Source organism: Pseudomonas sp. DW-iso17 (assembly GCF_058725345.1).
The window spans coordinates 1-16,883 of the sequence record NZ_JBZXEA010000034.1 but is presented as its reverse complement, the minus strand read 5'-3'; the positions used below and the strand labels follow the sequence as shown (position 1 = coordinate 16,883).

The 16,883-nt window shown below is 62.1% G+C and carries 16 protein-coding genes; 4 read left to right on the top strand and 12 right to left on the bottom strand.

The window, feature by feature from the left end; all coding sequences use genetic code 11:
* Positions 1 to 65: 65 nt before the first annotated feature.
* A complete protein-coding gene (locus AC4PS6_RS20695) occupies positions 66 to 2,816 on the bottom strand; it encodes a PAS domain-containing protein (RefSeq protein ID WP_336827470.1) in 2,751 nt (916 codons plus the stop codon).
* A complete protein-coding gene (locus AC4PS6_RS20690; RefSeq protein WP_492180964.1) occupies positions 2,813 to 3,250 on the bottom strand; it encodes a TadE/TadG family type IV pilus assembly protein in 438 nt (145 codons plus the stop codon). The genes AC4PS6_RS20695 and AC4PS6_RS20690 overlap by 4 nt, the downstream gene beginning before the upstream one ends.
* Positions 3,251 to 3,321: 71 nt before the next feature.
* Here AC4PS6_RS20690 and AC4PS6_RS20685 point away from each other — a divergent pair, with 71 nt between their 5' ends.
* Both AC4PS6_RS20685 and AC4PS6_RS20680 read left to right on the top strand, forming a co-directional pair.
* Positions 3,322 to 3,825: a prepilin peptidase gene (locus AC4PS6_RS20685; RefSeq protein ID WP_336827468.1), complete on the top strand. Its 504-nt coding sequence runs from the start codon at positions 3,322 to 3,324 to the stop codon at positions 3,823 to 3,825.
* 71 nt (positions 3,826 to 3,896) lie between these two features.
* A complete protein-coding gene (locus AC4PS6_RS20680) occupies positions 3,897 to 4,682 on the top strand; it encodes a response regulator transcription factor (RefSeq protein ID WP_014716747.1) in 786 nt (261 codons plus the stop codon).
* A 136-nt stretch (positions 4,683 to 4,818) separates the two neighbouring features.
* Here the strand turns inward: AC4PS6_RS20680 and AC4PS6_RS20675 are convergent, their stop codons facing one another.
* Genes AC4PS6_RS20675 through cpaB form a run of 8 tightly spaced genes read right to left on the bottom strand, consistent with a single transcriptional unit; the run spans position 4,819 to position 12,245 of the window.
* Positions 4,819 to 5,091, bottom strand: a complete 273-nt coding sequence (locus AC4PS6_RS20675) for a DUF3613 domain-containing protein (RefSeq protein WP_032901580.1) — start codon at positions 5,089 to 5,091, stop codon at positions 4,819 to 4,821.
* A 10-nt stretch (positions 5,092 to 5,101) separates the two neighbouring features.
* Positions 5,102 to 5,827 (bottom strand): tetratricopeptide repeat protein, encoded by a 726-nt coding sequence (locus tag AC4PS6_RS20670; RefSeq protein WP_019818344.1) that lies wholly within the window; start codon positions 5,825 to 5,827, stop codon positions 5,102 to 5,104.
* 10 nt (positions 5,828 to 5,837) lie between these two features.
* The gene (locus AC4PS6_RS20665; protein WP_019818343.1) at positions 5,838 to 6,725 is read right to left on the bottom strand and encodes a type II secretion system F family protein; all 888 of its coding nucleotides are present in this window, start codon (positions 6,723 to 6,725) and stop codon (positions 5,838 to 5,840) included.
* A 1-nt stretch (position 6,726) separates the two neighbouring features.
* Positions 6,727 to 7,608 (bottom strand): type II secretion system F family protein, encoded by an 882-nt coding sequence (locus tag AC4PS6_RS20660; protein WP_014716750.1) that lies wholly within the window; start codon positions 7,606 to 7,608, stop codon positions 6,727 to 6,729.
* Between the two features lie 9 nt (positions 7,609 to 7,617).
* Complete coding sequence (locus AC4PS6_RS20655; RefSeq protein WP_014716751.1) at positions 7,618 to 8,889, bottom strand: TadA family conjugal transfer-associated ATPase; 1,272 nt, start codon at positions 8,887 to 8,889, stop codon at positions 7,618 to 7,620.
* Positions 8,886 to 10,079 carry a CpaE/TadZ family protein gene (locus AC4PS6_RS20650; protein ID WP_019818342.1) on the bottom strand — a complete coding sequence of 398 codons (1,194 nt, stop codon included), beginning with the start codon at positions 10,077 to 10,079 and terminating at the stop codon, positions 8,886 to 8,888. The genes AC4PS6_RS20655 and AC4PS6_RS20650 overlap by 4 nt, the downstream gene beginning before the upstream one ends.
* Positions 10,076 to 11,281, bottom strand: a complete 1,206-nt coding sequence (locus AC4PS6_RS20645) for a type II and III secretion system protein family protein (protein WP_014716753.1) — start codon at positions 11,279 to 11,281, stop codon at positions 10,076 to 10,078. The genes AC4PS6_RS20650 and AC4PS6_RS20645 overlap by 4 nt, the downstream gene beginning before the upstream one ends.
* Positions 11,282 to 11,300: 19 nt before the next feature.
* Positions 11,301 to 12,245 carry a Flp pilus assembly protein CpaB gene (cpaB, locus tag AC4PS6_RS20640; protein ID WP_019818341.1) on the bottom strand — a complete coding sequence of 315 codons (945 nt, stop codon included), beginning with the start codon at positions 12,243 to 12,245 and terminating at the stop codon, positions 11,301 to 11,303.
* A 336-nt stretch (positions 12,246 to 12,581) separates the two neighbouring features.
* On the opposite strand from cpaB, the gene AC4PS6_RS20635 reads away from it, so the two are divergent.
* Together AC4PS6_RS20635 and AC4PS6_RS20630 are read left to right on the top strand one after the other, a co-directional pair.
* On the top strand, positions 12,582 to 12,779 hold the full coding sequence (locus tag AC4PS6_RS20635) for a Flp family type IVb pilin (RefSeq protein ID WP_019818340.1): 198 nt from the start codon (positions 12,582 to 12,584) through the stop codon (positions 12,777 to 12,779).
* Positions 12,780 to 12,832: 53 nt separating this feature from the next.
* Complete coding sequence (locus AC4PS6_RS20630) at positions 12,833 to 13,237, top strand: response regulator (protein ID WP_336827467.1); 405 nt, start codon at positions 12,833 to 12,835, stop codon at positions 13,235 to 13,237.
* A 380-nt stretch (positions 13,238 to 13,617) separates the two neighbouring features.
* Here AC4PS6_RS20630 and AC4PS6_RS20625 read toward each other — a convergent pair whose 3' ends face one another.
* Positions 13,618 to 15,300, bottom strand: a complete 1,683-nt coding sequence (locus AC4PS6_RS20625; protein WP_106111817.1) for a ShlB/FhaC/HecB family hemolysin secretion/activation protein — start codon at positions 15,298 to 15,300, stop codon at positions 13,618 to 13,620.
* 186 nt (positions 15,301 to 15,486) lie between these two features.
* Positions 15,487 to 16,883: collagen-like triple helix repeat-containing protein (locus tag AC4PS6_RS20620; protein WP_492180961.1), on the bottom strand; the 1,397-nt coding region annotated here is incomplete at its 5' end.

Here is a 16,883-nt window from a genome sequence, read left to right as displayed (position 1 = left end):
TTCAGGGGATTTTACAGAAGACCTTGAAAGGGCTGGCTTTTACAGCGGCTCACTTCGCATCGTGGTTAGCTGATTGAGTTCTGCGCGATGGGCAACTCGACGCAGAATTTCGCGCCGGCCTCGCCGTTGGTAACGCTCAAGCGCCCACCCATATTTTCCACAATCCCATAGCTCACCGAGAGCCCCAGCCCGGTACCGACGCCGATTGGCTTGGTGGTAAAGAACGGCTCGAAAATCCGCTCCAGCAAGCGCGGGTCTATCCCGCCGGCGTTGTCTTCGACCCAGATACGCACATGGCGGCTGTCGTGCTCGCTGTGCAGGGCAATCCAGGGGCGCAGGGCAGGGTCTTTTTCTCGCTGGCTGAGCAGGGCGTCACGGGCGTTGACCATCAGGTTGATCAGCACCTGCTCCAGCTGGTCGACATAGCCTTTGACCTGCACCGAGAAGTCCGCAGGGCTGATGCGCACGTCCACACCTTTGCCGCGCAGGCCTTCGCTGAGCAGGGACAGAGTGCCCTCCAGCGCCTGCGCCGGGTCGAACGGTTGCTGCTCGATTTCCGAGCGGCGGCCGAACACGCGCATATGGTCGACCACCCGTGCTGCACGTTGCACCTGGGCGTCGATGCGCTGGAGTTTTTCCGTGAGGTAGTCGATTTGCACATCGCCATTGCCCAGGCGCTTGAGCACGTTGACGACGGCCATGTGCATCACGTTCAGCGGTTGGTTGATCTCATGGGCCAGGCCGGTGGCCATTTCGCCGAGGGTGGCCATTTTCGCGCTTTGGGTCAGTTGCTGCTGGGAGCGGCGTACTTCGGTGTTGTCGCGCCCCACGGCCTGCACCTCGATCAGGGCGCCTTGTTCATCGAAGACGCCACGGTCCGACCACACCCACCAGGCATGTTCGCGCCCCGGCAGTTGCAGGCTGATTTCCGCCGTGCTCACCGGGAATTCCGGGGTCAGTTGCTGGATGCGCTGTACAAAGGCGGCGCGTTGTTCATCCGACAGCCACTGGCCCAGGTCGATGCCTGGCAATTGCTCGGGCCGACATTCCAGGTAATTGGCCAGCGGCGTGTTGCCGAAGGTGAGGATCAGGTCGGGGCGGTAGCGACAGATCATCGCTGGCGAGTCTTCTACCAGGATGCGGTAGCGTTCTTCACTTTGGCGCACCTGCTCGGCGGCCAGGGTCGCTTCGGTGACGTCCAGCCACAGGCCTACGGCTTCCACCGGCAGGCCGAGGTCGTCGCGCAAAAGCTTGGCTTCGTCGAGCAGCCAGTGGTAGTTGCCTTGTTTATCGCGCAGGCGGTAGCGGCTGCGCACGTTGCCTTCGCGCAGCAGTTGGCGGGTGCGTTCGAAGTAGCGTTCTCGGTCGTCGGGGTGAATCAGCGCCGCCAGGGTGTCGTGGTTGCAATCGGCCAAGGTCCAGCCCAGCAGCGGCAACAGGCTGGCGCTGAAAAACGCCGGGTGCAGCGCGCCGTTGACGTAGCGCTGCACATAGATGACGGCCGGTGAGCTGGCGATCAGGTTGTCCAGGCGCGCATGGGCGGCGGCGGCTTGCAGTTGCTGGTTCTGGATGTCGCTGATGTCGAGCATGAAGCCGATCCAGCGCCGTTCATTGCCGGCGCCCAGCACTTGGCCTTGTATGCGGTACCACAGGGGCGACTGCTCAGGCTCGGTGCGTTGCAGGCGCACGCTGGTCAGCAGTGGCTTGCCCAGGGCTTGCAGGTCTTGCAGGCGGCTGTCGAGGGCCTGGCGGTCGGCGGGGTGGATAAGTTCGAGCCAAGTGCCGAGAGGTTGGCGGGTGGGGCCTTCGTCCAGGCTCAGGTTGCGCAGCAATTGTGGCGCCAGCTGGATCTCCTGGGTGGCGGGCAACAGTTCCCACCAGCCAGTGCCGAGCAGGCCTTGCAGGGCTTCAACCCGTTCCAGTTGCTGGTGGTGACGCTGTTCGCGCAGGCGGCCCAGCAGCGGCGCGGCGAGTGCTGCGCACAGGTTCAGCCAGTCACGCTCGCCGGTGTGGTGTGCCTGGCCGTTATAAAAACCACACAGCAGCCACGCGGCGGCGCCATGGCTGTCGCGGTACGGCACCAGGAAGCCGTCGGCGTTGCCAAATACACCGTGCAGGCGCGGGTTGTCGCTGCGCCCCTGAACAATGTCCAGGCTCAGTGGCGTGTTGCCGTTGATGCTGTCCAGGCTGGTGCCCAGGTGTTGCCCGGTTTGCCATAAGGCCGGGGCGTCGTGGGCGGCGTAGTGGCTGTAGATGCGCCAGCCCTGGTCATCTTCGTCGAGCAGTGCCATGGCGACGCAGGGGATGCGCCAGCGCTGGGCCACGCTGCGCAGGTGTTCGCTGAACACCTGGGGTAAGCGGTTGAGGCTGCACACGCGCAGCTGTTCGCTCATCAGGGCGGCGAGTTGGTGGTTCTGTTCGCGTTGCTGCACCCGTACTCGGTCGGCCAGCAGGTCAGTGATGTCCAGCAGGTGCAGGGCCCAGCCGTCACCCTCCGGCTCGATCCAGCCGCGGGTATGCAGGACCTGGCCGGCAGCGCCCTGGAAGTCGAGGTCCAGGCCGTGTCGTTGCCACTCCTGCGGCGTGCCCTCGACACTCCGCGCGCTGTCGGCACACAGCAAGGTCTGCAAGGGCGGGTTGGGCGCGTTGGCAAGATGCTGGGCAAGTAAAGGCTTCAAGGTGCCCGAGATGTTCAGCACCCGACCCAGGTTGTCCAGTTGCACTTGCAGGCCCGGCGCGGGTGCTGCTGGCGCGTCCAAGGCCAGGGCGCTGGTGCGCCCGCGCAGGCGTGCGAACAATTTATCCCCCGTCGTCAAAACTGAAGGCTCGAGGTAGCAGTGAGGTTGGTGGGCAGGTTGGGTACGGTGCCCACCCCGGGCAATACCAGGGCCGGCAGGACCGCTTTGATATTGGCCGAAGGGTAGGTGATCTTCACCGTCAGCAAATTATTGGTGTAGGTGGCGGTGACATAGCCGGGCAAGAATTTCAGTGAGCCGGGGATCCAGTTCAATTGGGCCTGGGCGGCATCCTTGGCGCGTTGCACCACCAGGGCCGAATAGCCTGCGGTGCTGGGGTCCAGGGACACACTGCGGCGTACCCCTTCAGCCGCCGCCTGGTGAAATGACTGCATCAACAGCAATGGCAAGCTGTAGCTGAGCATGCCGTAGAACACCGCAAAGAAAATCACGAAGACCAAGGCAAACTCGATCGCCGCAGCACCTTTTTGCTTTCTCGGGAGGCTCGATTTCATGACTGCGTCTACCCTGAGGCGAGTACTTGATATCAGCATAGAATCATTCAGCCAAAAGGGATGTTTTTTACGTGATCCAGACGCTAGTGATTGTGCTGTGGTTGGGCGTATGTGCCGTGCAGGATATTCGCCAGCGCCAGATTGCCAATACGCTGACCCTGGGCGTTGGGCTGCTGGCGTTGATCTACCTGCTGTGGGCGGGGTCGACGTGGCTGGGCGCGCCTCGCAGCGAGGGGGGGCTGGCCTTGGCCTTGGCGTTGGTGCTGACTTTGCCGGGTTATGCGGTGGGCCGCTTTGGCGCGGGAGATGTGAAGTTGCTCGCCGCCCTGGGGCTGGCCTCCAATATCGAGTACCTGCTGGGGGCGTTGATCGGTGCGGGCATCGCCATGGTGGCCTGGACACTTATGCATCAAGGGCTTAGCTCAAACCGCGTTGAACGGGGAGGGCAAGCGTCAACAAAACAGCCTTTTGCGCCCTTCGTTTTGACAGGTTTTGCCGGCAGCTGGTTTTGGATCCATCAGTCGCGCGAGTTGATTAATGCTATGTACATAGTCGGAAAGTACGTCTACGTTTAATCAGGAGTTGTGTAGGAATTTTCGTCAGAAAGGATAGGTCATCATTTGGCTTGCCAGGCATGGAGTAGCGCGTGAACAAGCTTACGTCCGCAGTAAAAGTGCTCGTAGTCGACGATCAACCCTTAATCGTAGAGGAGCTCTGTGAATTTCTTGAAAGCAGCGGGTACCGTTGTGTCCCGTGCGAGTCCAGTGAGCAAGCTGTCCAGCGTTTCAAGGAAGACCTTCAGATCGGTTTAGTGCTGTGTGACCTGCATATGCCGGACATGGACGGCATCGAGCTGGTGCAGGCGCTGCAACGCATCGCCGGCAAACATCGCGCGTTCGAAGCGATCATGCTTACCGGGCGCGCCGACAAGCAGGATGTGATCAAGGCCCTGCGTGCGGGCATCGCTGATTACTACCAGAAGCCGATCAACCTCGATGAATTGCTCGAGGGCCTCAAGCGCCAGGAAGTGGCATTGGAGGAGCGGCAGAAAGACCTGCAGCTGGGCACGCTCAACCAGAAGCTGCAGTACCTGTCCGAATCCATCAACGACTTGTATATGGACTTGGACAAGGTGCGCCGAAACCCGACGCCCCAGGACCATGACGGGGACCCTTCGGCCGATGAAGCCGGGCCGTTGGAGATCCCGGCGATCTTCAATCAACTGTCACCGCGCCAGTTGGATGTGGCCCGCCTGGTGGGCAAGGGCCAGACCAACTACCAGATTGCCTGTGAGCTGGGGATTACCGAGAACACGGTCAAGCTGTATGTGTCCCAGGTATTACGCCTGACCCATATGCACAACCGCACGCAGTTGGCGCTGGCGTTGTCACCGAACAACTCGGCGATGCGCCAGCGGGTGACTGCGCACTAAAGGCCCAGGCAAACCTTGCAGGAGCCATCTTTCTGTGGCGAGGGAGCTTGCTCCCGCTCGACAGCGCAGCTGGAGTCGGCTTTTCTTGGGGGCGCTTCGCACCCCAGCGCAAGCAAGCTTGCTCGCCACAGTAGCTTTACTTGCTTCCACTTTGCGCAGTCCCGCCTACTTTCTGATCAAAAAACTCCGGGATTGGATGCTTGTTGCTGTCCAGCCAGCGCTTGAGCGCCTGTTCGCGTTCTGCCGGCGTGGTTTTTTGCGGGTTGGCCGAGGCTGCACGCCCGCTCAGTTGCAGCGCCATCCAGTTTTCCGTTTCTGCCTGCCGGGGTGAAGATGGCCCCGCTTCGATGGCCGAAGCAAGGAGGGGCAGCGCCAGGCAGGCAAGGCCGGCAAGGTGGTGGAATTTCATCATCGACTCCCTATTTCACAGAGGCCGGCAGCGTGTCGCTGACCGCCGCTACCTGATCTTTGACTGGACGCTGCGGTGCCGTGCCAGCCTCCTTGAGGTGTTGCGCCCGTGCCTGGGCCCGGGTCACCTGATCAGGGCTCAACCCGAGTTGGCCGACCACTTTCGCGGCCTGCTCCCAATTGTCCTGATAGATCAGCAAGGTCACCAGGTTCACTGCCGCCAGTTGATCGCTTTGCTTGAGCTCGATGGCGGTCATGAATTCAAAGCGTGCGTCGTCCAGGCGCCGTTGATCGAGGTACACCACGCCCAGGTCATTGCGGATTTTTTCGTCGGTGGGCGCCAGCCGTGCCGCACGTTGCAGGTGAGCCATGGCCTGGCCGTTGTCGCCCTTGGCCGATGCCAGTTGCCCCAGGCCGTGCTCACCGTCGGCGGCCAGGCAGGTGCCCAGCAGGCTGCGGTACAACGGCTCGGCGTCAGCACGGCCCAGCAAGCGATAGGCACGGGCCTGGCGTTGACGAACCTGGGGCAGGGTGCTGGGCAGGTTCTGCAGGTTGGCGAGGCTGGCGTGCAGCTTGCCTTCGTTGGCCATGTCATCGGCCAGGTTCAGCGACAGCTCCTGGTCGGCGCTGGGCTTGGGGCAACTGCCCGGCGCCAGCAACCCGGCCCACGGAACCTGGCCATTGCTGGCACAACCGCCCAGCATCAGCAGGCTCAAGGCGACGATCAGTGGTTTCATGGCAGGCTCCTCAAAAATTATTCAAGGCTCGGGAGATGGCGATCATGGCCGGCCCCCCCAGCACGATCAGCAAGGCGGGAAACAGGAACACCATCATCACCACGGACATCTTCGCGGACATCTTCGAAATGTATTCCTGCAGGCGGGTCAGGCGGCGGTCGTCGAGCAACTGCTTGAGGGCCAGCAGGGATTTCATCGCACCGCCGCCTTGGTGGATCAACTGCTGAAGGATGATGCAGGTGTCGGTGAACTCATCCACGGCCAGCAGGCGTGCGGTCTTGCCCAACTCTTCGGACAGCTCCAGACCCGAGTCGACCCTTGCCAGGACCAGCCGCAGTTCATGGGTCAGGTCTGGCAGCAAGCGCTGGGCTTCGGTGCTCAACACCCGCAGCGATTGCTCAACTGCCATGCCGGATTCGAACAGGATGCGCAGCAACGGAATGAAGGTGGAAATTTCCCGAGCGATGCGCTCCTGGCGGTATTTCGCGCTGAGGGCCAGGATGCGTTTGGGCAGCAGGTAACCGATGCCCAGGGCAATTGCCGGGGCAATCCAGGGCGAGCCAGCATGGGGGAACAGCAGTTGCTGGCCGAGCAGGGTCAAGCCCAGTAGCACGATGGGCACGCCGATCTGGAAAGCCGCAAACATGGACCGCTGGTTGGCTTTGCGCCAGCCGACGCGGTTGAGCAGGGTCTGGGTTTCGTTGTCCAGGCTGACCGAGCGCTGGGCCACGGCGCTGGCGCCCAACTGGCGCATCAGGCTGCCGAGTTTGTCCTCGCGGGTCAGTTGGCCTTGCAGGCGTTGGCTGACCAGGCGTTGACGGCGCTTCTGCTCCAGCAGGTTGCCGACGATCAAGGCGACGGCGGCGAGCGACAGCAGGATGCAGATCAGGATGGCCATCTCAAATACTCCGCAACATGCGCCACATGACGAAGGTGCCCGTGATGTCGAGCGCCACCGCGGCCAGCAGCAGGTAGCGCCCTGTACCGTCGTTCCACATGCTCATCAGGTAGCCTGGGTTGACCATCAAAAAGTAGCCGACCATGGCGATGGGCAAGCCCGCCAGCACATAGGCGGTCATGCGCGTTTCGCCGGTCATGGCCTTGAGTTGGCGCGCACCCTGTTCGCGCTCGCGGATCATCTTGATCAGGTTTTCCAGCAGCTCGCTGGCGTTGCCGCCGTAGCGGTGGTTGACCTTCAGGCCCAGGGCAAACAGGCGGAACTCATCGCGTTCGTAAAACTCGGCAAAGTCGCTGACCGACTCCGGCAGGCTCACGCCCATTTGCACGTTACGCTGGATGCGGCTCATCGCCTGTTTGAGCGGCGCTTCGGTGCTGTCGATTGCGCCCAGAACGGCGTCTGCCAGGGTGCGCCCAGACTTGAGGCTGCGCACGCTGTGGTCCAGCAGCTGCGGTAATTGTTCGACCATGCGCTGCACTCGCCGTTGGTAGCGCCAGGCGATATACACCCGCAACAGCAGCGGCGGCAGGATCAGCATGGCCAACAGGCCTAGCCCGCCGGCCAGCAGATAGCCCAGCAACATGCCCGCGGTCCAGCCACTCAGCCACAACCCCAGGCGGTCGGTGGGCTTGCCCAGGCCGGCGCGCTGGAACATGCGCTCCAGCGCAACCCAGCTGCCGTTCGGCTCCTGGGCTACCGGCTGGCCATCGGAGAGCCGCTCCAGCACCCGATCGGTACCGGCCTGGCGCAGCCCTCGCTGGAACAGCCAGACGGACAGGCTGATCAGCAGGATGCAAATGAGCAGCAAGACAAGTCCGGTCATAAGCCCTCTCTACAACGGCAATGCCGATTCACGCCGCAGCTTGTCGCCGGCCGGGTTGAGCGCTTCGCGCAGGAAGCCAAAACCGGTACGGCGGTCGAGGCGGAACAGGGTGTTGGTGACATACACGTCGTCGCGCACGCCCACCACTTCTACCACCTCGCTGACGCAACGGCGCCCATCGGGCAGGCGCGTCAACTGGATCACCACATCCAGTGCGGCGCAGATCATCTGCCGCAGGGTTTTCTCCGCCACCACACGGCCGGTCAGACCCACCAGGGTTTCCAGGCGCAATAGCGCGTCCTGGGCATTGTTGGCGTGCACGGTGCTCATGGAACCGTCATGGCCGGTGTTCATGGCCGTCATTACGTCGAGCACTTCGACGCCACGGATCTCGCCAAGGATGATGCGGTCCGGGCGCATCCGCAGGGCGTTGCGAATCAGGTCGCTGGCCTTGACCTCGCCATGCCCCTCGGCATTGGGCGGGCGGGTTTCCAGGCGCACCACGTGGGGGTGGCCCAGTTGCAGCTCGGCCACGTCTTCGATGGTGACCAGGCGTTCGTGGGGGTTGATCAATTGGCTGAGGATATTGAGTAGCGTGGTCTTGCCGGTGCCTGTGCCGCCACTGATGAGGATATTGCAGCGCTTGCCCACCGCTTCCTGGAAGAACTCGAAAATAGGGTGGTCGATGGTCTGCATCGCCACCAGGTCGCTGCTCTTGAGCATGTCCTTGCGAAACTTGCGGATCGACAGGCAGGGACCGTCCAGGGCAATCGGCGGGATGATCGCATTGACCCGGCTGCCATCTGGCAAGCGCGCATCGACCATCGGTGACGACTCATCCAGGCGCCTTCCAAGGGGCGCGAGAATGCGCTGCATGACGCGTTCTACATGGTGCGCGTCGATAAAACGCAGATCGCTCTGATGGAGTACTCCGTCACGCTCGATAAACACCCGGTGCGGGCCGTTGACCAGAATCTCGGTGATCGACACATCGCGCAGCAGCACTTCCAGCGGGCCGAAGCCAGTCAGCTCGTCGACGATTTCCTCGGCCAGGCGCTCCATTTCATAGCGCGAGATCGCCAGGTGCATGCGCGTGATGTATTCGGCCACTTTGTCGATGACAAATTGCGCCAGGGATTGGCGCGAGCCTTCCAGCAGATTCTGGCCCGACTCTTCGATGGCATCGATGATGTAGCGATGCAGCACCAGTTTCAGGCCATCATGGTCGTTGTGCGCGGCGCTTCCACGGGCCGGGGCGCCGAAGAGTTTTTCGCCGTTCATCGACTCGCCCCCAGCAGGCGTTCGAACCAGCGTGTCGAGGGTTTATCCAAGCCTTCGGTACGTTTGGCCAGGCGCTCGCCCAGGTGACGCAGGGCTTGGGTCAAGGCTTCGCGGGGGGCCAGGGTGAACAGGCTTTGCCCCTGGTTTTTGGCGTTCAGGCGCACTTCCGGGCTCAGGGGCAGCACGGCGATGCACTCCAGGCCGAAGCTTTTTTCCAGGGCTTCGGTGTCGGGGGCACAGGCTTTGATGTAGCGATCGACGAGCAGCTTGGCATGGTCGAGCTTCATGCCTTTTTCGCGCCACAGGTTCAGCACCGCCAGGTTACGCCGACAGTCGAGCACGCCCTGGTCGGTGCACCACAGCAACTTGTCGCAGTGGCTGACAAAGGTACGCAGGGCTTCGCTGTCCGCTTGCCCGGTGAGGTTGACCACGATGTGCTGGAAGTGCTGGCGCAAGGCGCTGAGCAACATGTACAGCTCGGCGGCGCTGGTCATTTCCAAGGGTTCATCGCTGGCGGCGTAGGCAAGGATCCGCAGGCCGTCGTCGGTGCTGGTGAAGGCGCTGTTGATGAGCGTGGCGTCCAGGCGGCGCAGGTGGCGCAAGGCGTCGCCGAAATTGAAGGTGCTGTCCAGGCCCAGCAGCGCCAGGCTATCGCCCCTGGGCAGGCCGAGGTCGAGCATCAGCGTCTGCTGGCCGCTTTTTTGCACCACCATCGCCAAGTGGCTTGCCAGCAAGGCGCCATCGGTGTTGCCCTGGGCACCGTAGAGCACGGTGAGGCCGCCGAGGTGGGCGTTCGGCGCGGTGGGCGGCAAGCGCTTGCTCAGGCGCCGCACCAGCCCGGCCACTTCGCTGGAGCGCGAGCCATAGGCGACAAAATCCCGCGCACCGGCACGCATGGCGTTGAGCACCAACTGGTTGTCCATGCCGTCGCCCAAGGCCACCACCGCCAACATCGGCTTGGCTTCCAGGGCGCCTTCGATCAAGGCGCTCTGGGCCACCAGGTGTTCACGGTCCAGACCCACGAACACCAGGTTGGCGAAGGTCACGTCCACCAGTGCCAACAATTCATCGAGGCTGCCGCCGCCCACGCTGATCACTTGGCCAAGGGGCGCCAGTGCGCCCTGGAGCCATTCCAGGTCGGTGCTGTTGCGGGTGATTGCCAGGAAGGTCTGGCTCAGGCTATCGCTCATTGGGAAAGTCCGCTGCGACGGTCGAAGTTGCCGTTTTCCAGGAAGAACAGCCGGAACCAATTCGGGTCATAGGTGCGCAGTTTTTCGCCGGGCAGCGACGGCAACTGCGCATTGGCAGCCAGTGGCTGGACCAGATGCGGCGTGACAATCATCAGCAGTTCTTTTTCTTCGCTGTTGATATTGGAGTCGCGGAAAAACGCACCAAGGATCGGGATATCGCCCAGGCCCGGGAGCTTGGCGATGGTGGAGCGGTTGGTGCTGCTGATCAGGCCGCTGATCACAAAGCTTTCGCCATCGGCCAGTGACACACTGGTGTCGGTGCGTCGGACGGTCAGGGCAGGCACCTGGATGCCCTCAATCCGGATCGCGTTGTTGTAGTCCAGCTCGCTGACTTCCGGGGCGACCTTCAAGGCGATGCGGTTGTGGTCGATGACCGTGGGCGTGAGGGTCAGGCGAATGCCGAATTCCTTGTACTCGATGGTGATGGTATCGCTGCCGGCACTGGGCACCGGAATCGGCACTTCGCCGCCGGCCAGGAAGGTTGCGCTCTGGCCGCTCATGGCTACCAGGCTCGGGCGTGCGAGGGTGTAGGCGAAGCCACTGCTTTCCAGGGCGTTGATCAGCGCCTTGACCCGGCCACCGCCAAAACCGATGTTGAAGCTGTCAGCGCTCACCGGCAATTTGAAGATGCCCTCTGAAGGGGACAGCAAGCTTGGGCTGCCGAGGAAGAAATTGTTGCCCATGCCCAGGATCTTGGTGCTGGCTTCCTTGAGCTTGGTGCGGCTGACCTCGACGAAGCGAATATCGGTCTGCACCTGGCTGGGCAGCGTCGGGTCTTCGGAGGGCGACAGCGATTGGCTGGTCAGCGCCGAGGTGGCCTTGCCTTTAACGAACACCATGCTCTGACGCGGCGTGGTCGAGCAGCCGGTCCACACCATCAGGCTGGTGGCACCGCTGCCGACACCGGTGAGCAGAAAGTGGCGGTCGCCGTTGACCCGCACGTCGGCGATTTTCGGATCGCCGATAGCCAGGCGTGTAATCGCTACCGGCGATTGCAGCTCGGTCTGCAAGCCTTCGCCCACCTCGATCACAGCGGGCAGTTGGCCCAGGGTGTTGCAGTTGCCCGATGCGCCCATCGCCATGCCCAGGGGCAGGCACGGCAGCATCAAGGCCAAGGCCAATTGAGCGTAGCGTTGGCTCATTCAAGGCATCCTTGTTCAATCAGGGGGTAGGTTGTGCCGCCGCCGCGCCGCGAATCACTTCGACGCCCCGACGCTGGCCGGTGTCGGCCACCGCGGGGGTGATTTTTTTTGGCGGGCCGCTGAGGGCCAATTGGGTGAATTGGTAGAGGTCGCGGTTGGCGCTTTGCACCTTGTCCGGGGTGTCGCTTTCGCCGGCCCAGTAGCGGCTGAGCAATTGTTCGTCGGCACTGCGCACGGCCAGGCGCAGCGTGCCGGCTTGGGAGGCGAGCATCAGCCGGCTCAGCAAGGGTTCGGGCACCGCCAGCACCACACTGCGCGCGGCAGTGCGGCGTTGGGCAGCCTGGGCGCGTTCTTCGGCGGTGCCGGGTGGCGGTACGGCCGGGGTGCCGTCGTTGGCCAAGCCCAACTGGTCGCCGACGCTGAGCAGGCGAATCGCTGGGATGACCACCTGCGCCGACTGCTCGGCATTGGCATTGTCCTGGCGCAAGAACAGCAAGACATCGACGTAATCGCCGGGGCTCAACTGGCCACCGGCACCGATGACCTCATCGACGGCGACGGCCAGTGCGCGTTCGTTTGTACGAATCATGCGGGCCAGGGGGCCGCCGGCGGTGAAGCTCTCATCATTGAGCCAGGTGCCGGCACCCAGGGCCCGCAAGGGCGTGCGGCCGATGGCCTGGTCAACGCTGGTCAGGCTGCCAGCCGGCACGGTGCGCAGTTTTTCCACGGCGACATCGGCAGCGGTGAGGGGCACAAAAGGCGCAACCGCGTGCACCAGCACCACGACCGGCTGGCGGGTCTGGTCTTCCACGACAGCAACGGTTTTTTCAACGGAAATGACAGGTGCTGGCGAGGGCGCTACGGCGGGTGCCGGCGGACGGCTCAGCACCAGGCCCCAATACCCTGCAACCAGGGCTCCGATAAGCAGCAAGCCAGCCAGGACCATGCTGATACGACTGTTCATGACGGCGCTCCCTATCCTGTTGCACTGCTTTTATTCCCGTTAATCCAAACGAGTTAAATTCGCAACTGGGCTGTGATGAACAACTAACGATTTGGCTATTTGAAGGTAGCCCAGCTAGGACAAATTGCCATTACTGAATGAAAAATTTATCTGCGCGGTTAAAGCGGGGCCTGTAAATAACGGATTTGTGGGGCTGGCGCGGCGACTAATACTTTATGATTAATTCGTTCTTACAGTTGTGAGTGTTAAATTTGTTGACAATGCTCTAGTGGCACACGGCAATCATTGTGCGGGCCAGCTGTATCGGCGCTTTGTGGCGCATGAAGGAGATCTCATATGATCCTTGACCTGTTCTTGAAATTTTACATTCACGCTCAGTTATTCCTGCGCCGTAGAGACGGGGCGTCGGCCATTGAATATGTGATTATTGTGGCGATAGTTGCGTTGGTAATAGTGGGTGTCGGCACTGGGCTTGGCGAAAAAATTAAAGGCGTTTTAGATAAGGTAGTCGTTGCATTAACGCCAGCGGCCTAACCGTCGATGCTTTCGATTGTTCTCTTGGTGGTCTCATTTATCAGGTACCGCCCATGAGCACCCTTTTGTCATCCCGCCAAAAAATCCTATTGGTGGATGACGAGGAGGATGCGCTGATCGAGTTGGCCGAATCCCTCGAAAACGAGGGGTTCGTCTGTTTTACCGCGACCTCCGTCACCTTCGCCTTGCAAGAATTGACACTTCACCCCGATATCGCCCTGGTCATCACCGATCTGCGCATGCCCGAGGAAAGCGGTATCTCCTTGATCAAGCGCCTGCGCGAACACACCTCACGCTCGCATTTGCCTGTGATCGTGATGTCGGGTCATGCAGAAATGGATGATGTCAGCGATATGCTGCGCTTGCAGGTGCTGGATCTGTTTCGCAAGCCGATCTACCTGGCTCGCTTGCTCGATACCCTCAATAGCCTGTTTCCCCTCTCTACACCTGGTCGGTAACGGACCGGCACCGCTTATTAAATGTGGGAGCTGGCTTGCCTGCGATAGCGGTGGCTCAGTTAAATATTCATTGACTGACACACCGCCTTCGCGAGCAAGCCCGCTCCCACATTTGGCTCGTGGGGTGCCAGGCACTTAGTCGCCGACTGTCCGGCCGTTATCGCAGGCAAGCCAGCTCCCACCGTTTGATCGCGGGGGCTCAGGTAGAGAGGTTTCGGCTGTCAGGCCGAAGGGATCTGTCGGGCACTGATTCTGTGAGCAACACAGACCCTTGTGGGAGCTGGCTTGCCTGCGATAGCGGTGGCTCAGTTAAATATTCATTGACTGACACACCGCCTTCGCGAGCAAGCCCGCTCCCACGTTGATTACAGGTGCCCTCATCACAGTTGATAACTGAAACTCAGCGTATATCGCGGCCTGCGATTAAAGCTGTCCAGGGCGATATCCGACATTGGCTTGGCCGCCTCCAGCGCGATGTTGTAGTACTTTTTGTCGCCAAAACGTAAACCCACCGCCGCCGAGGACATGTCGTTGGCCTTGACCGGCAGGTCGTTGAACCAGGATTTGGCGCGGTCGACTACGACGTAGGGTTGCAGGATCTTCACCCAGTTGCCGGTGCGGTTGAAGCTGTAGTTGACCTCGTACGCCACCCCCCAGCCCTTGTCGCCCGAGCCTTGGTCGTCCGGGTAGCCACGGCCGAAATTCTGCCCGCCGAAGGTCACGCGTTCGCTGTCGGGCAGGGTGTTGTCGCTCCAGTACAGCGCACCCGACAACACGCCTTGCCAGTTGTCGAAGAACTTGTCGCTTTGCACGCCGGAAAGGCGCAGGCGGAAGAAGTCGAGGTCGGGTTTGGCCACGCCGAGGTCGCTGCGGGCTGTGGCGCCCAAGCCGTCTATGCCCTGGTACAGGCCACCACTGATGATGCGCAGGCGTTGCGCGTCGGCTTTGCGCCAATCGCCTTCGAAGGCCAGGGCGCGCAGGTTGGATTCGATGTCGAAACGCAGCGGGTAGCCCACCAGTTTATAGCGCGTGGTCTGGTCGACCGCGTACAGGCGCGTGCCCAGGGTGAGCGACTCGGTGGGGGAGGCGATGAACGGATGGCTCAGGCCAATGGAGTAGCGGTCTATGGACTGGTGCGGCTTGAGTTCGAAACCGCCGTCCAGTTGCACGCTGCTGTTGGGGTCGGCGCGATAGCGTTCGGCGGCGAGTGCCAGTTGGGTGCCCTCGGCGTTGATGAACTGGTTGTAGTCCACACGGTAGTAGTGTTCTTTGTCCTCGCCGGGTGGGAACAGGCCGCTGACGCTGAGCTGCTCGCCCATGGACGTCTGGGAATTGCTGGTGGCGCTCAGCAACGCTTGCGTGCCGCCACGGCTTTTTTGCACCAGGCTCATGCTGGTGGTGAAAGGTTTGCGGCTGGCCTGGATCTGCATGTGCGTGGCGCCATCAGTGGTGCCCGGTGGCGGTACTTGCGCCTGTACGCTGAGGCCGGGGATGCGGCTCATCAGCGTGGTGTAGCGCTCGAAAGTCTTGCGGGTCAGCGGGCGCTCAGCCAGGAGCTTCTGCGCGAGTTTATCGACGTAGGCCGACACCGAACCGATGTCGCCGGTTTGTTGATAGTCCTTGATGTAGCCCTCCACCAGTACCACGCGGACCAGGCCGTTTTCGAAATTCTGTTGCGGCAGGAACGCGTAGGACAGCAGGTAGCCATCCTCCTGGTAACGGCGGGTGATCCCACGGGTCGCTTCAATCAGTTGGGCGAGGTTGGTTTCTCGTCCAATCAACGGCGCATACACCTGTGCCGTCTCGGCGAGCGGGTAGACCGTTCCGCCTTCGATCTGCAACTTTCGAATAGTGACCTTGGTGTCCATCAACAGCGGCTGGCCGGCAGTCGGTGGCGCTTCAGGTACCTGGGTTTTCGACGAGGGTGGTCGGTAGGCGTCGGCGGGCAGGTTGGGCACCGGCAGGGTGCGGACAGTGTCGTTGCTGTTAAGAAAGCTGGGAAGGGTCTCGGCCTGGACGTAGGCACTGAGGGTGAGCAATAACAACGGCGTCAACACGCGCATAGGACACTCCATGGTCAACTGCAGCAGCGCTTCGGGCCCGCCGGGTTCTGGGACTCGGTTCGGGAGGGTGGCGATTGATAAAGCGTGTCGCCGCCCATAAAAAAGACGAGAGACTTATTAAAGGTCTCTCGTCTCAACCAAGCGTAGGCGCTGTAGGGGAGGCCGTCTAATCGGCCAGGTGCATTTCTATTTGCCGGTCAGGCCGTTCAACAAACCGCCCAGACCGCCAGTGGCCGTAGTGCCGCCTGTGGTTGTGGCCGTGCCGGTTGCCGTGGCGGTGGTGCCGATATTCAGGCCACCGAGCAAACCACCGCTGGTGCCGCCAGTGGTGCCGCCCGTCACCAGGCCACCCACCGAGGCGACGGTGCCGCCGACCGCTGTGACGGTGGTGCCTACCGCGTTGGTGATCGGGTTGGCGTTGGCCGCCGTCAGGTTGGTACCCAAGCTGCTGACTGCGCCGCCGACTTGAGTGACCAAACCATTCACCGGAGCACCCACACCGGTAGTCGTGCCGATGGTTTGCGTCAGGTTGGTGACGCCGCTGGTCACAGGGTTGAGCGCTGCGCCGACATTGGCCGCCACGGTGGCGACCGGTGCGGTAGCTGCGGTGTTTGCTACACCTGTGCCACCCAGCACAGTGCCCAGCGACGCAACGGTGCCGCCGACTGCACCACCGGTCACACCCGCTGCACTGACGGTGCCGTTGGTGTTGCCCACGTTCAGGCCGGTACCCACGTTAGCCACCAGGCCACCCACCAGCTCTGGAATGCCGGGAGCCGAGGTGCCACCGGTTGGGGCCACATAACCGCCCGATTTATCCAGTGTGCCACCGACGCCAGTGAGCACGGTGCCGACAATACCGGTGACCGGGTTGCCCGTGCCGCCAGTGCTGGCGACTTGAGTACCCAGGCCAGTGACAGCCGAACCGACTTTATCCAGTACGCCATTGAGTGGAGCGCCCAGGTCGGTTGCGTTGCCCAGGTTGCCGGTGGTGTTTTCCACCAGCGACACTACAGGCACCACTACTTTGCTGCCTAAGGTATTGGTCAATGAACCCAGTGGGCCCGTGGTGCTGGCCGTGCTCAGGGTATCGCCGAGCATGGTGACGGTGGTGCCGACTTTATCCACAACGCCACCTACCGCAGTGCCTACTCCGCCTGTCACACCGCCGACGACGGGTACTCCCCCGAGGGTGGTTGACAGAGATTGGCCGGTGGTCGAGAGGCCGCCGCCCAAATCGGCCACCCCATTACCTACGCCTGCTACCGTGGTGCCCAGGGAGTTGGTGTTGGTGCCCAGTGAGCCCAAGCCGGCGGTTACGCCAGTGCCGATGCTGTTAACAGCGGTGCCTGCCGAGGTGACCAGGCCGCCAGCGGTTGCGCCGACGATGGGTACGCCATTCAACGTCGAACCCAGGTTACCGACCGCTGTACCGACATTGCCGACTGTGGTGCCAAGGGTGCCGGCGATCTGGCCGGTGACCAGTGGGGTGGTTGTCGAACCAGTGCCGCCGCCAGTGCCGCCGCCAGTGCCGCCACCAGTGCCGCCGCCAGTGCCGCCACCAGTGCCGCCACCAGTACCAC